Annotated in this window: 11 protein-coding genes and 2 pseudogenes; 5 read left to right on the forward strand and 8 right to left on the reverse strand. The window is 33.5% G+C overall.

The window, feature by feature from the left end; all coding sequences use genetic code 11:
* Positions 1–725: 725 nt before the first annotated feature.
* On the reverse strand, positions 726–860 hold the full coding sequence (locus tag TERY_RS37225; RefSeq protein ID WP_370497249.1) for a reverse transcriptase N-terminal domain-containing protein: 135 nt from the start codon (positions 858–860) through the stop codon (positions 726–728).
* On the reverse strand, positions 811–930 hold the full coding sequence (locus tag TERY_RS30925; RefSeq protein WP_081432557.1) for a pentapeptide repeat-containing protein: 120 nt from the start codon (positions 928–930) through the stop codon (positions 811–813). The genes TERY_RS37225 and TERY_RS30925 overlap by 50 nt, the downstream gene beginning before the upstream one ends.
* Before the next feature lie 680 nt (positions 931–1,610).
* On the opposite strand from TERY_RS30925, the pseudogene TERY_RS33350 reads away from it, so the two are divergent.
* Positions 1,611–2,648 (forward strand): annotated as a pseudogene (locus TERY_RS33350) (IS630 family transposase).
* Between the two features lie 115 nt (positions 2,649–2,763).
* Here TERY_RS33350 and TERY_RS16420 read toward each other — a convergent pair.
* On the reverse strand, positions 2,764–3,519 hold the full coding sequence (locus TERY_RS16420) for a WecB/TagA/CpsF family glycosyltransferase (RefSeq protein ID WP_011612861.1): 756 nt from the start codon (positions 3,517–3,519) through the stop codon (positions 2,764–2,766).
* Positions 3,520–4,292: 773 nt separating this feature from the next.
* Between TERY_RS16420 and TERY_RS25575 the strand changes: the two genes are divergently transcribed.
* The 3 genes from TERY_RS25575 (at position 4,293) to TERY_RS16435 (ending at position 9,097) form a co-directional block, all read left to right on the forward strand.
* Positions 4,293–5,822: a protein kinase domain-containing protein gene (locus tag TERY_RS25575; protein WP_011612862.1), complete on the forward strand. Its 1,530-nt coding sequence runs from the start codon at positions 4,293–4,295 to the stop codon at positions 5,820–5,822.
* 1,071 nt (positions 5,823–6,893) lie between these two features.
* On the forward strand, positions 6,894–7,214 hold the full coding sequence (locus TERY_RS16430; protein ID WP_011612863.1) for a DUF6825 family protein: 321 nt from the start codon (positions 6,894–6,896) through the stop codon (positions 7,212–7,214).
* Between the two features lie 125 nt (positions 7,215–7,339).
* Positions 7,340–9,097, forward strand: a complete 1,758-nt coding sequence (locus TERY_RS16435) for an ABC1 kinase family protein (RefSeq protein WP_044136875.1) — start codon at positions 7,340–7,342, stop codon at positions 9,095–9,097.
* A 1,232-nt stretch (positions 9,098–10,329) separates the two neighbouring features.
* On the opposite strand, the gene TERY_RS37230 is transcribed toward TERY_RS16435, so the two are convergent.
* The 5 genes and pseudogenes from TERY_RS37230 to TERY_RS37240 all read right to left on the reverse strand — a co-directional run.
* Positions 10,330–10,737, reverse strand: a complete 408-nt coding sequence (locus TERY_RS37230) for a formylglycine-generating enzyme family protein (protein WP_052845823.1) — start codon at positions 10,735–10,737, stop codon at positions 10,330–10,332.
* Between the two features lie 162 nt (positions 10,738–10,899).
* Positions 10,900–11,151, reverse strand: a complete 252-nt coding sequence (locus TERY_RS37235; RefSeq protein ID WP_011612865.1) for a hypothetical protein — start codon at positions 11,149–11,151, stop codon at positions 10,900–10,902.
* A 77-nt stretch (positions 11,152–11,228) separates the two neighbouring features.
* Positions 11,229–11,360 (reverse strand): hypothetical protein, encoded by a 132-nt coding sequence (locus tag TERY_RS35240; RefSeq protein ID WP_370495671.1) that lies wholly within the window; start codon positions 11,358–11,360, stop codon positions 11,229–11,231.
* Between the two features lie 148 nt (positions 11,361–11,508).
* The gene (locus TERY_RS25590) at positions 11,509–11,718 is read right to left on the reverse strand and encodes a hypothetical protein (protein WP_052845824.1); all 210 of its coding nucleotides are present in this window, start codon (positions 11,716–11,718) and stop codon (positions 11,509–11,511) included.
* A gap of 230 nt (positions 11,719–11,948) precedes the next feature.
* Positions 11,949–12,247 (reverse strand): annotated as a pseudogene (locus TERY_RS37240) (hypothetical protein); the annotation flags it as partial.
* Between the two features lie 1,058 nt (positions 12,248–13,305).
* Between TERY_RS37240 and glgX the strand changes: the two are divergent.
* Complete coding sequence (gene glgX, locus TERY_RS16450) at positions 13,306–15,429, forward strand: glycogen debranching protein GlgX (RefSeq protein ID WP_011612866.1); 2,124 nt, start codon at positions 13,306–13,308, stop codon at positions 15,427–15,429.
* Positions 15,430–15,513: the final 84 nt, after the last annotated feature.

Raw genomic sequence — 15,513 nt, forward strand, 5'->3', positions numbered from 1 at the left:
TTCCTTCATGCTTCAATTCGAGTGTGGGAAATTTTTGTTTTTTCTGGCTTTAGTTCTAATCCTACCTGGGTTAACCATTCCTATATTACGGCTTTTGCTTGTAACACTACTTTAAGATCTTTGTGTAGCATAACAAAGTAATCAGTATAGCCTATAAAGAATAATACCTTTCTCTTGTCTCGTTTTTATCCAGGTAAGAATTCAGCCAGTTTATTTACACATTATTCCATGCCGTGTAGGGCAATTTTTGCACTTTAGGGTACTGATAACCCCTCCCGGTGGTATACATTCCAAAGTATTTGAGAAATTTTTGTTGTCAAGTACCCCAGATTTTAACCATTATTTGATTAATTTTCTATAGGGTGTTTGACCTATTTTCCTCAACAGTGCATCATGCTTAATTTGGTCAAAACACTTAGATATATAAGCATCAAGCACATATTTTTGTTTATGATTGACGCTTATATATATTGCCTAAATAGCATCATGTGTTCACCTCCGGAAAAGACCATAGCTATTAGGTTCAACAAGTGCCTCCCACTTTGGTGACCTAACTATCTTAACCAGTGCTTGGAGTGCTCTGTCATACATTTTTGGTATGCCTAATAGCCATTGTTCTTATCATTCTGGTTTTAGTATCAGTGACTCTGCGGGTAGGGCTCCCTTTGAGAAGGGGTAGATCTACTGAGTGAAATCTCTGTATGGGGGATAATTTATTAATGGCGTCAATACCAGCAGTGAAGTTTTTGGTAATTACGCATTCTGCAGATATCGGCACCGCTGGATGCTTTGTAAATTAACTTTTGCCACTTAAATACATATTTTTCTACCCTTTTCCAATTGATGTCTTTCCACTTGATTAGCTCCACTCAAGTCAGCTAGGATCAAATTAGCATTACAGAAATTAGTATTTTGTAGGTCTGTACTAATAAAATTAGCATCTTAAAGCCTTACTCCACTCTACTTAAATCCTGAGGGACAAAATCTATTGTCAAATTTAGAGACACTATTTGGACAATTTCTCTAAAATTATTACCCAACTGTTTTGATAATAATTTTTTAGTTTTCCCTGTTTGCTGCTATTTATATTCTTCTAGTTTGCCATTTGTTCCCATTGATTTACTAATCTTAGATTAGATAAAGCATCTCCTTAACTAAGGTAATCTTCTCTTCTTTTAGAAATACTAAATTTCTCAAAAAATTTTCTACATTTTATTGAGTAAATTAGATACTTTTTTCTTCCTCTGACAAAAAGTTTTTAATTAGCATATATCGCTTTTAAAATTTATCTTTTTCGGCTGAAATCATACCGCAAATCAATAGAATAGCTCTTAGCTTTACTCAAAAATATCAACTTTAAACCAACTGGAGCCAAAAGATTGTACATTTTTTCCACAAAAAAAGCGCGCAATAATATTTAAGTAAATACTTTCATTTTTTTTTCAGCTCACCCTAATTATTTGAGCTCACAAGAAGGGGAAAAACTTAGCTTGTATAGATGTATAATTAATCCTGTATGACTATTTATAAGTATCATCATATATAGCAATCCCATATTGGTCGCAACAGATATAATAGTAAGAATAACAGATCTAAGAAAAAGACAAAAAATGAATATTATAGATAAACTAAATGATTTTATTAATCAAACAAAAGAGTCTAAAGAAATTAAAAGGGCCTTGGCCGTAAAAATGACCTTGTCAGGAAAATCCTACCATGAAGTCAAAGAATTATTAAATGTTTCTCACAGTTTTATTAGTGAATGGAAAAACCAAGCATTATTTCATGGTGTAGAAAGTTTAAGGCTTCAGTATCAAGGGAGACAAGGTTACTTAAAAACGGTCGAAAAAGAGAAAACAATTGAGTGGTTGAGAGCACAAGATTATCTTAGGTTATCAGATTTAAAAAACTACTTACAGGAGCAATATGATGTGGTTTTTGAGTCTAATCAAAGTTACTATAACTTGTTTAAAGAAGCGGGCATAAGTTGGAAAAAAACTCAAAAAAAGAATCCTGCTAAAAATGATTAATTAGTAGAAGTTAAAAGAAAAGAAATAGAGGAATTTTTAGCTAAATGGCAACCAGAAATAGAAACTGGAAAGCTTACAGTGTTTATGATTGATGAATGTCATCTTCTATGGGGAGACATATTAGGTTATGCTTGGGGAAAAACAGATGAAAGAATAGAAATTGCAATTAAAAATGAAAAAGAAAGACAGACTTATTATGGAGCTTTAGACTATAAAACCAAGGAATTTCTTGTGCAAGAATATGAGAGTGGAAATACTAAAAATACTATTGAATTTATTAAATATTTGCAGAAGCAAAGACCGGGCAACAAATTGGCAATATTTTGGGATGGGGCAACTTACCATAACTCTCAAGAATTTCGAGAATATTTAATGACAATTAATCAATACTTATCAGAAGAAGAATTGTTGATAAATTGTACAAGATTTGCTCCCAATGCTCCGGAGCAAAATCCTGTTGAAGATATTTGGTTACAAACCAAAAATTTCAGTATTACTTTTTATCATCTTTGCAGTTCTTTTAAAGTAGTTAAGTGGCTATTTAAGTTTTTTGCGGATGGTCAAATATTCAATTTCCCAAAACTTTTTCAGTATAAAATTTTGCCGCAACCTACTTAGGATTGCTATAGATAATTTCAGTTATCAGCAACAACTGCTGAAGTCATATCCTTAAAATACTTATGCCGAAAATTTTTTCATCCCCTTAAAAAAACAGGTTGGAGATATTATTGCTTTAAAAATTAACATCCATCAAAGTTTTCCAAACAAATTGTGGTAGAGCCAACATTCGTCGCCAACGCCAAGGTTCCTGGTACAGTCGATACAACCACTCCAAAGAATTGTCCGAAAACCAAGCAGGCGCCCTTTTCTTTAAACCAGCCCATATATCCAAACTACCACCAATACCAATCCAAATTGCCTTGGGACAAATATGTTTATTTTCTGCTATCCACAACTCTTGACGAGGCGCCCCTAAACCCACAAATATCAATCTTGGTTGTAGTTCTGCTAAAGTCTGTAAAAGTTCCCTCTCTTCTGCTGGAGATAGATAACCATGCTGGCAAGCGATGGATAACTCTGGGAGTTTCTCTTGCCAAATATGTGCAGCTTTCATGGCTACCCCCGGTTTTCCTCCATAGAAAAATACTAAATTATCTAAATTTTGTTTCGGTGCTTGCCACAAAATACTTTCTGCTAATTCAATACCAGGACAACGCTGTACACATATACCCTTAAGTCTCAAAGATAAAACTACCCCAGCTCCATCAGGAACGACCAGATCAGCTTGACGAATTATCTGAGCTAATACATAATTTTTCTCACTTTGCATGACCATTTCTGCATTTAGTGTCACGACATGAGTTCCTACTCCTGCTTCATATCGAGAAAGTAAGCAACTAGAATAATCATCTAGACAATGTACTGGTAGACCTAGCACTAGATTGCGGGAAAGTGGACTAAGTCCAGACCCAAAATTTTTTTTGGTCATAGATATTCTATTTTATATTTATGGATTTTTGTTTTTGACAATTGATAATCTTTAAAATACTTACTGAGTTACATTAACTGATTCGGGTATTTCCAGCTAGTACTTAACCATTTTCTTTAACCAAAAAATAAGGTTAATAGCTTCCCCTTTAAAGGTAGGGTCTATTTTCACTCTATGTAAAATCTGATAGTAACTAATTACAACAATCCTGTTTTGTTCAAAGTTACTCAACATAAAGTATGGGTTCACAAATATTCTCTGACCATTTCAGAGTGAGCAATACCTCTCAAATAGGGGATAAAAAAGGAAAATTTGAATTTTGTGGCTTTCTGTTAAATCATAGTTATTAATTAATAATGGAGTTTAATGCCCAATTTACTTATAAATATTCTTTTTTGTCAAAAGTTCAAAAATTAATAATAATATCATATAAAACTCTCGCAAAAATATAAAAAATCAAGCTGTATAGTATTTTATTATACTAAATTCAGATGAGCCAGAACCAATATTTACGAAGGTAAGGCAGAAGAAAGAAGGGCTAGAGAGGAATTTGAAAAACGAAATGAATTGATAAGCAGAATTAGTATTATTTAGAGCTTCGTGGAGTTGGACAGAATAATGGGACTAGGAGGCAAAAAAGCCCACGTCATATTGTAAAGTTACCGTGGGAGTATTCACGAAATTCATCTATAATCAATCGAGCAGAATTAACTACAAAAATCTTGTTGTATTCTGACCAGTAATGCTTTTATAAAAATTAAAAATTAGTATTTATGAACCTCAAAGCAGGAATGGTCCTTCAAAAAGGAAAATATATTATTCATAGTATTTTAGGTCAAGGAGGATTTGGTACAACTTACCGAGCTATTTATGATCAATTGAACAAAATTGTTGTACTGAAAACTCTGAATGAAAGTCTACACCAGCATCAAGATTTTGCTAAATTTCAACGTCAATTTATGGCTGAGGCTCATCTCCTGGCTAACCTTCGACACCCCAATATTGTCAATGTACGGGACTTTTTTGAAGAAGAACAGCTTTTCTTTATGGTCATGGACTATATACCAGGTCAAAATTTGGCTGATTTAATACAATCTGGCCATAATCTCCATCCCGGCCAAGCTGTTAATTATATATACCAAATTGCCTCAGCTCTTTCAGTAGTTCATAAAAATGGGTTTTTACATCGGGATATACAACCAAAAAATATCATTAAGCGAGCTAAAAGTAACACAGTTGTACTAACTGATTTTGGTATTACCTGTGACTTAACTGATGGAATTAAGCAAACTCATGCTAATTTATTTTCCGTGGGATATTCACCACCAGAACAGTATAATCCACAAGAAAAGTTAAGTCCTTCAACAGACATTTATGCTTTAACCGCTACATTATACTATCTACTTACTGGTAATATTCCTACTCCCGCTGCTTTAAGATTAAGTCAAACTGTTCCTCAAACACTTAAATTTTCTGAAAAAGAACTGAAAGATATTTTACCTAATCTTTCTTCTAATATTGAAGAGACTATTGTTAGAGGATTAGCAATAGACCCTCAAAAGCGACCTCAAACTGTAGAAGGTTGGTTGGTACTTCTTTTAAATAAATCAAATATTTTAGAGGTCAAAAAACCAAATAGTTGTTTAACAGAAAAAGTATCTAGATTTAACAATAATGATCAATTAATTATGATGAAATCAGAATCAAGTGTTGATCTAAAAAGAGGTAATTATTGTTCCAATGAAGTCAAAAGTAAAACGGTTAAGATAAAAAGTCTAGGATCAAATAAGTTTGATTTTTTTAGCCCTAGTGATAGAGACTATAAATTGAGTGGGATTAATCAATTATATTTGCAACTGATAATTTTTTGGTTATTTTTATTTACTGCTGGAACTTTTGGATGGATAGGTTTTGATATTACTCTGCGTTATAGTTATAGAAAAGCAAATAACAACAACATTGCATCTTTGACAAAGGATAATTTATTAGAGAATCTCAAGCAATATCAAAATTACACTTTCCGAAATCACGACCCTTCTACTTCTCTTTTTGATTCTCCTTCAGTCAAAAATTATTCTCTCACTCCACCAAAATTGAATAAATTGCCGAAGCAATCTTTTCAACAGGATGATTTGCTACAAAATGATTTTTCTGTCTCTAATGATGATGAATATTGGTCAGAAAAAGCAGATTATTCTGCTGATATGAAAACTAAATTTTCTCCGGAAAATAATTTTTATGATGAAGAAGTTAATTTAGTAGACAAATCATATATTCCTTCTGATTATAAATTTAAATATTAACAGCAAAATTAGAACCTAAATGACTACTATTAATTTAATTTTTTAGTATTCATAAAATATTTAAAGTAAAGGATATTATAATTATTCCATTCTCCTAGATTTTGCCACTGTTAATATTTTTAAGATAAGTTAATATTTTAAGTAAATATTTTCACCAATTCTTTATACTATAACTTAGTAAAACTTATTAGCACTAAACCGATCGGCTATACTAAAATACTAATAATCATAAGTTATAAGTTGACTTGAATCTTGACTATTGAGTGCTAACGATACTCCTAGAATAATATAGATATAACTACTTAGTTTATTGATTAAATGAAATATATAATCATTTCAGTGTAGATTCAAATGAGGGTTTTACACTTGTTAAAATCTCCCATATTGTGAAATGACTAATCTTTATTACCTCGCCCTAAATATAGTATATAGAAACCATTTTATATTTGCTTGCCTAACTATCAGCCTTACAGTTTCTTGGTTTATATTGGCATAAATAGTTACTACTCAGCTATTACAAGTACCCGAAATAGCTCTATTAATTAGCATCTTTAACTAAAAAAGATACCAGATGCTTTCTATACACACAAACAGGATTTGATCAATGGTCAGGTCAAGCTTGATAAGGCTTGATACCCGCGCTACAAAAGCCTGATTGTAAACATTTGTAAAACAAAATACTCGGAATCTATATGTATGAAAATTAAATCAATAATTTTTCTCAAAGTCCATATCTAAAAAAATTACATCAGATGAGGGAGCAAATGATGTACAGAATAAATTGTGAAAACATTGTAGTAAAGACATCTTGTCAGTTATGGGCATACCTTACTGGGAGAAAAACCGCTGCAGTGAAAGATAAACATCTTTTAATAAAATAGGTAAGACACTTATTAAATAATGTGATACAATACTTTACAATATGACTCTGTTGAAATTTAAGAAATGGCTGACTAATTGACCAAACTTAAAGTTCAATAGACAGTTTATGAAGCAGATAAAAAAATAACTTCAAATCACTAAAAAAACATCTAAATTGATTTGTAAATTATCAAAACAAACTATTTTATTATGAGTAAGCCACCAATTCATGCTTTCTTTTTGGGGAGAGCCATTGCAGAGGGAATCTATGAGCAACTAGAAAATGGTATCACAAATACCCTAAGTGGGTTAGGTAAATTTGATGCAGAGCAAAGAGAAAACTTGCGCAACTTTATTGACCAAGTTTCAGAAAAAGCAGATAGAGAAGCTCAGGTAGGAAATAACACTAGTAACAATAGTCATCCTAGCGACTTTGACTTTCAAAGCAAAGATCTACAAGCCATAATTGATGATTTAAGGTATGAAGTTGCTCAAGTTAGGGAGGAATTGAAAAAATATCGTAATCGTTAAAAGGCTAAAAGCTTCCCCTTTCAAGAGGGGATAAAAAAAGAAAATTTTTGATTTTCTTGCCTCTTGCTGAAGCTGGGGGTACTAATAACTAATAAATGAATAATAGATTATAACATACTGCTACTGTGTCTGTTCTCCTGGATGACATTATTAACCATAATAAACAAGCTAACTATACAACTGGAGGCTCAATGACTAAAGGCTCCAGTAAACCCTATAGTCAGAAAGCTTATCGCTGGAATAGAGAAAGTTATTCTCGCCAGCGCCGTTACATTGATATTTGGAGTTTCGTTCTCCTTTGGCTAACTTGGCTTTGGGTAGATAAAAAAGATTGGAGTTACCGGGGGGGAGTAACAGAAGAAAAGAAAAATCTCAGACGACGCAAACAAGCTATTTGGGTCCGAGAGACTATGCTAGAGTTAGGCCCTACCTTTATCAAATTAGGACAGCTATTCTCTACCCGTGCTGATTTATTTCCTTCAGAGTATGTAGAAGAGCTTTCAAAACTTCAAGATAAAGTCCCTGCTTTTAATTATGAACAAATTGAGACAATTATTGAAGAAGATCTCGGCAAAAAGGTAGAAGAACTATACTCAAGTTTTGATCCAGTTCCTTTAGCTGCGGCCAGTTTGGGTCAAGTTCATAGGGCACAACTCCACTCTGGTGAAGATGTAGTCGTCAAAGTACAAAGACCAGGGCTGAAAAAACTATTCCAAATTGATTTGGCTATTCTCAAAGGAATAGCTCGTTATTTTCAAAGTCACCCCCAATGGGGTAGGGGTCGGGACTGGTTAGGTATTTATGAAGAATGTTGCCGAATTCTCTGGCTAGAAATAGATTATCTCAATGAAGGTCGCAATGCTGATACTTTTCGTCGGAATTTTCGTAGCTGTAATTGGGTAAGAGTTCCTAGAGTTTATTGGCGGTATTCAGCGCCACGGGTACTCACATTAGAATATATCCCAGGCATTAAAATTAGTAATTATGAAGCTCTCGAAGCATCAGGGCAAGATAGAAAGGCTTTGGCTAGGATGGGTGCTGAAGCTTACTTACAGCAACTTTTGAATGATGGTTTTTTCCATGCTGACCCTCATCCGGGTAATATTGCTGTTAGTCCAGAAGGAGGATTAATTTTCTATGATTTTGGGATGATGGGACAAATTAAGTCTAATATCCGTGAAAAACTTATGGAAACTCTTTATGGCATTGCTTCTAAAGATGCTGAAAGGGTAATTATATCTCTAACTGATCTAGGAGCATTGAAACCTACTGGAGATATGGGGCCAGTAAGGCGTTCTATCCAATATATGTTGGATAATTTTATGGATAAGCCATTTGAAGCTCAGTCAATTACTGCTATTAGTGATGATTTGTATGAGGTTGCTTATGACCAACCTTTCCGTTTTCCGGCAACTTTTACTTTTGTTATGCGGGCTTTCTCTACTTTGGAGGGGGTTGGTAAGGGTTTAGACCCAGATTTTAGTTTTATGGAGGTGGCACAGCCTTTTGCCATGCAGCTTATGTCTGATGAAGATTCTCAAAAGACTATTTTTAATGAACTTGGTCGTCAAGCAGCTCAGGTTAGCTCTACTGCTTTGGGTTTGCCTGGTCGTATTGAGGATGCAATTGATAAGTTAGAGCAGGGGGATATTAAGGTTCGGGTTCGGGCGGTAGAAACGGATAGGTTGGTTCGCCGAGTTAGTAATGTACAAATGGGTACTAATTATGCTTTGTTGATTAGTGGTTTTACTTTGTCGGCGACTATTTTATATGTTAATAATCAAGGTGGCTTGGCTTTGGTTTTAGTTTTGTTGGTTGTGGTGATGGGGTTTGCTTTTATACGACTTTTGAAGCGTATTGATAGACTCGACAAGATGATGTAGGACGACTTCCTTGTTGGTTGGTTTTAAAGCCTTGCCCACCCATCGGGGGACTTCCATGTTTGGACTTTCTATGTTTAAATGAGATTGCTTGAAAAATCCGCCTTGTCTCATAAATACTTTAGAAAAGAAGAGGTTTGTTGAAACTCATAAAGTTGAGTGCAAAACTTGAGAAGCTTTTAGGCTTCGGAGTATTTTGTACCTTGAAGGCACAAATAAACACTCATAAGAATTTTTTCTAAGTCGCGGTGAAGTATTCCGAGACTTTTAACGGGGGTGAAGGTAAGTCTAAGATACTGCCAAAGTAGCAGCCTCCTATAAAACATAAACCCGGCTAGAGGTTAAGGCTCAGAAATCTCTGCGCCTTTAGGCCGGGGAGGATGTGAAATTATAGTTAAACTCAAAAGTCAGTTTTATTATAAAAAATACTTTTATTATGTTGAATAAATAGTCATAAATATAATCAAGGATAACTTTATAAATTAACGATATATGAATTTGACGGAAAAGGTCAGGGAAAATCCTGAGCGTTGCTGATTTTTTGGAGCTTCACAGAATGATTACAGAAAGGAGTTGTGAATGGAAACGAGTGGCGATCGCCTCCCCTAGGCAAATTCCTAAATTAGTGGGGGTTATTTTTTTGCGTTGAATAAATAATCATACACAAAGGCGAGATTACTCTTATATCTATATAGTATCAAAATTTGAGGGAAAATGAAAGGGAAAAATCCTGAGAGCCGCCGTTTTTTTGGAGCTCCACAGAATAATTAAGAAAAGGAGTTGTGAATGGAAACGAGTGGCGATCGCCTCCCCTAGGCAAATTCCTAAATTAGTGAGGGCTATTTTTTTGCGTTGAATAAATAATCATACACAAAGGCAAGATTACCCTTATAGTTATATAGTATCAAAATTTGAGGGAAAATGAAAGGGAAAAATCCTGAGAGCCGCCGTTTTTTTGGAGCTCCACAGAATGATTAAGAAAAGGAGTTGTGAATGGAAACGAGTGGCGATCGCCTCCCCTAGGCAAATTCCTAAATTAGTGGGGGCTATTTTTTTGTATTGAATAAATAATCATACACAAAGGCAAGGTTACCCTTATATTTATATAGTATCAAAATTTGAGGGAAAATGAAAGGGAAAAATCCTGAGAGCCGCCGTTTTTTTGGAGCTTCACAGAATGATTGAGAAAAGGAGTTGTTGGTTTGGGTGGAGAACAGTGGAATTATTTTCCTGGCTTAACTAAGCTCCAGGACAAAGGAAAAAAAGGGAAAAGAAAAGAGGGTAAGAGTCCTAGGAACGAAAGCCAGAAACCACCGGGGAAGACGAGATGACTCGAAAACCCCCATTGTAGAAGAGGCCGCCGGCATAGTCATAGACACGCCTGGCACTCCGGCAATAAATAGAATTGACGAGCCAGTTACCGTCGCAGAGCACTCGGCCTCCACCAAAAATAGATTTGAAAAATCCCTTTTCTGGGGTTTCCCAAGGACTACCATTACTAAGAGCACTAAGTTATCGTGCCAAATATCCTTAAACCATTCCCAGACATTGCCGTGCATATCGTATAAACCAAAAGCATTGGGAGGAAAACTTCCCACATTACAAGTAGATTTACTGTTGTAGTTAACTAAACTAGGGATCATACTCGGAGTAAAATAGAAAGAAGTAGTTGTACCAGCACGACAAGCATATTCTCACTGACTCTCTCTGGTTAGCATATAAGCTTTTCCAATTTTTATAGATAGTTTTTGGTAAAATTCAATTGCATCATGCCATGCCACACATTCGACTGGACGCTTTCCTCCTTAAGAGTTTTTTCCAAATAGTTTTCTTTCTTTAAAGTGAGAGGAGTTTTTGCCCATAATGACTTGATCTTGTTCCGGAGTAATGCAGTATTTACTCATATAAAAAGGTTGGAGGACAACCTTGTGTCGCGGACCTTCAATTTTTGTTATTCCCTCTTCATTTTCTGGCGAATCCATGAGAAAACTTTCCCCAGGAATATAAAGCATTTCTAATTTAAGTAATATAATTAAATCTTCTATTTTTTGCCTCACACTTCTCTAGATATAGTTAGTAAAATATTTAGAGTTGTCGAAAATAAAAACTTCAAAAGTAAATAGCTCTTCTTTTTCTAATTATGCTGTTGATACTTGAGATATTTTGGTGTATAAATAGACCGTTGTTTTATTTTATAAGTAGACTGAATTAGCAACAAAATTTCTCCTACATTTTTCAACCTTTTCTTAGTAGCTCCAACAATCATTTTATCCAAGATTTTTTCAACTTTATCCTTCACCTTTGACTTTCAATAATCTCCCCATACCCACTCACCTTGAGTCACATCAAATAAATTCAAAGGCTCTACTCAGGCTAATAAATAAATGCAAGTCACACCAAGACTATAAATATCACTAGCAAAAGTTGCTTTTATTACTAATTTTTCTGCGCCACATAGGATGCTGAACAATAATAGTTCCTGTTTGTCCTAAAGCATTCATAGTGGCAAATTTAGCTGCACCAAAATCCACTAATACTAATTGATTATCTTTACTTTTCCTAATAATATTCTCGGATTTAATATATCGATAAATTACCTGCTTATAATGAATAAATTTGAACACAAGTAATAAACATTTTAACAACTATAAAATTTGACTTACATTAAAATTCCGGAGTATTTTAATTCCTTCTGTAAATTTTTACCATTGACAAACTATTGTAATAAATACTGTCGATTATTATGATAAAAAAAATTGACTTATATTAAAATATCCGGAGTATTATAATTCCTTCTGAATTTGTAAATTTTACCGTTGATAAACCATTGTAATAAATACTGTCAATTATTATGAGTAAAATATGCGAAAATTTCTGAAATTTGTGGATGTATACTTAAACTATCTAAACATTCAGCTTCTTGAGCAAATAATTCCGCAGCTTTTGATAACGTTTGATTTCCTTGTACTTGAGTAAAGAATTGCTTAATTACACAAAAGGCTTTGAAAGTTTATATTCATCTACTACTTGAAAAGTTCTGCCAAAACCTCCTTGCCCGATAATTTTTAGAGAGCGATAACCTTCGACTAAAACTAACTTTTCACCACAACTTTGAGATTTTTTTTCCTTGGTTAACTCTTCAACAGTTAAGATTTAAACATTGAGTCATTTCGGTTATCGGCTATCAACTTTTTCAGTTTTCAGGATTTTTAGTGAACTACAATCTAGCACTATAATAATTTTAATTATTCTCAAAAAATGGGAATAAATATGTAAATAAATTATGGCTTTTAATACTGCAAATAATACTTATAATTTAGCAATCTTATGATTCTTGGAAAAAAACTTCAAAATATAAATTATTTCGAATAATTACAAGGAAAAAAAATCATATTTTTGTTGGTTAAAATCAGAATTAATTGAAAATAAATACTTTGATTTAGTAAGCATTCAGCTATCAGCTATCGAATGAATAATTAGCCTACAATAAGAATTAAAAGTTTGAGAGAAAAAAGATGATAAGCTTTATGTAAGTATCTTATTACCTTCATGTATATTTTTGTGCAGCATGACCTAGGAAAAGCTGATAAATGACTGCTAATAGCTTAATACTTATGGTGTTTATAGGTTTAATTTAAATCTTTTCTAAGTAACAAATATGTTTAAATAAGCAGATTGTATAAATTTATAGCAGGATATTTGTTCATGATTTTAATGGCATTTTTTTTGCATTGATAAGAATCATATTTATCTTGTAATTAATCAGATAAACATGGGATTATTTTAAATAAAATACTTAGAATTTTTCTAGGAATCAAGACTTAAAAACAATATTGAAAAACTTGTTAGTACTACTGTACTGAATAAACTACATAATTAGCCGTATACTTTTTTTTGTTTCTCTTTAATAAAAAAAACTAAAATGAAGATAAAAAAACCTCAATTTATCTATATTAATGCTAAATAATTTATGTTCAAAAATGTAATATTTTAGTTTTAAAACCGAAGTTTAAATCCTATTTAAACACCAAAAAACTCTAGGTTTAAAAATATTATAAGCTATTTGAAGTTGCTACATAGCTTTTTGCGATAAGTCCTGATGGAATAAGTTCCAAAAAAAAACTATAAAATGAATACTTTGCTAAACTAACTTTAAGATATAACTATAAAAATAGTTATCTAATTCTGAAGAGTTCTCAGTTTATTTACTTATGTATGTACCTCTTTGGCCTGGAAAACCATATCCCTTAGGATCATCCTGGAATGGTAAAGGCACTAACTTTGCTATATTCTCTGAAAATGCTACTAGCGTAGAGCTTTGCCTATTTGACAAGCAAAACAAAGAAACACGGCTCACTTTAACAGAAGTTAGTAACTTTATCTGGCACGGCTATCTACCAGGCATAAGTCCCGGCCAAAAATATGGATTTCGAGTACATGGTCCCTACGAACCATCCCAAGGCCATCGGTTTAACCCGAATAAATTACTAATTGACCCTTACGCAAAAGCAATAGATGGGAATATACTCTACGGTCAAGAAATATTTGCCTATTCTTGGGATAATCCAGAAAAAGACTTAGTCTGTATATTAGACGATGATGCTCATCTAATGCCAAAATCTGTGGTAATAGATGAAAGTTTTGATTGGGGAGATGACAAATTATTAAATATTCCTAACCACGAAAGTGTAATTTACGAAATTAATCTTAAAGGGTTTACAAAACTACATCCTGAAATTCCAGAAAATTTGAGAGGTACTTATGCTGGGTTGGCGCATCCTACGGCGATCGCTTATCTTCAGTCTCTAGGTATTACAGCAGTAGAGCTAATGCCAATACATCATTTTCTCCGATACCCAGGGCATTTAGTTGATAAGGAACTATCTAATTATTGGGGTTATGACTCAATTAATTATTTTGCTCCCTATAGTGGCTATAGTTCTAGCAGTAAAGCAGGGGGGCAAGTTAGAGAATTTAAACAAATGGTGAAGGCATTGCACAATGGTGGTATTGAAGTAATATTAGATGTAGTTTATAACCATACTGGAGAAGGCAATCATCTGGGTCCAACTTTATCCTTTAAAGGTATTGATAATGCCGCTTATTATCGCCTAGTAGAAGATGACCCCCGCTACTATATGGACTTCACTGGTTGTGGTAATTCTCTCAACGTTCGTCACCCCCAAATATTAAAATTAATTATGGATAGTCTGCGCTATTGGGTGACGGAAATGCATGTTGATGGTTTTCGATTTGATTTAGCTTCAGCTTTAGCGCGAGAATTATATGAAGTAGATAGTTTGGCAGCTTTTTTTGATATTGTTCATCAGGACCCGGTTATTTCAAACGTGAAATTAATTGCTGAACCTTGGGATGTGGGAGAAGGTGGTTATCAAGTTGGTAATTTTCCTCTATTGTGGTCAGAATGGAATGGTAAATATAGAGATACAGTTAGAGATTTTTGGCGAGGGGAAAAGGAAACATTAGCTGAATTTGCTTATCGTTTTACGGGTAGTTCTGACTTATATGCTTCTAATGGTAGGTTGCCTCATGCGAGTATTAATTTTGTAACTGCTCATGATGGTTTTACTTTAAATGATTTAGTTAGTTATAACGAGAAACATAATGAGGCAAATGGGGAGGATAATAATGATGGAGAAAAACATAATCGTTCTTGGAATTCTGGAGAAGAAGGAGAAACTAATGACCCGGAAATACTAAGTTTAAGAAACCGTCAAAGACGTAATTTTTTAGTAACTTTAATGTTGTCTCAAGGTGTACCTATGTTGTTAGGTGGGGATGAATTTGGTCGAACACAAAAAGGTAATAATAATGCTTATTGTCAGGATAATGAAATTTCTTGGGTAAATTGGAATTTACAAGTAGAAAATTTAGATTTATTAGATTTTACTAGGGAATTAATTTATTTTCGTTTTCAACATCCAGTATTTTATAGACGTAAGTGGTTTCAAGGTCGTGCTATTCATGGTTCGGATGTGAGTGATATAGGTTGGTATAATCCTGATGGTGGAGAAATGACTGAAGAACAATGGAATATTGATTTTGCTAAAGCTGTTGGCATCTTTTTAAATGGAGAGGAAATTCCTGCTAGTGGTAGGCGTGGGGAAAGAATTATTGATGATAGTTTTATGATTTTTTTTAATGCTCATTATGAATTAATAGAATTTACGATTCCTCCTAGGTTTCAAGATAGAAATTGGGTAATTATTATTGACACGAGTAAGTCTGCTTTTGTAGAAAATGGTAAGTATTATAAAGGTAAAATTCTTGTTCCTGTTATGGAACATTCAATTGTTGTTTTACAGCTTTTATAAATTGCCAAAAACTATCTAAAAGCTTTTTTGTAGTAGTTACTTTTCAGGGGGTAAATATTATTAACCTCAGATAAATTAATTTTC

Source organism: Trichodesmium erythraeum IMS101, from assembly GCF_000014265.1.
GTDB classification, from domain to species: domain Bacteria; phylum Cyanobacteriota; class Cyanobacteriia; order Cyanobacteriales; family Microcoleaceae; genus Trichodesmium; species Trichodesmium erythraeum.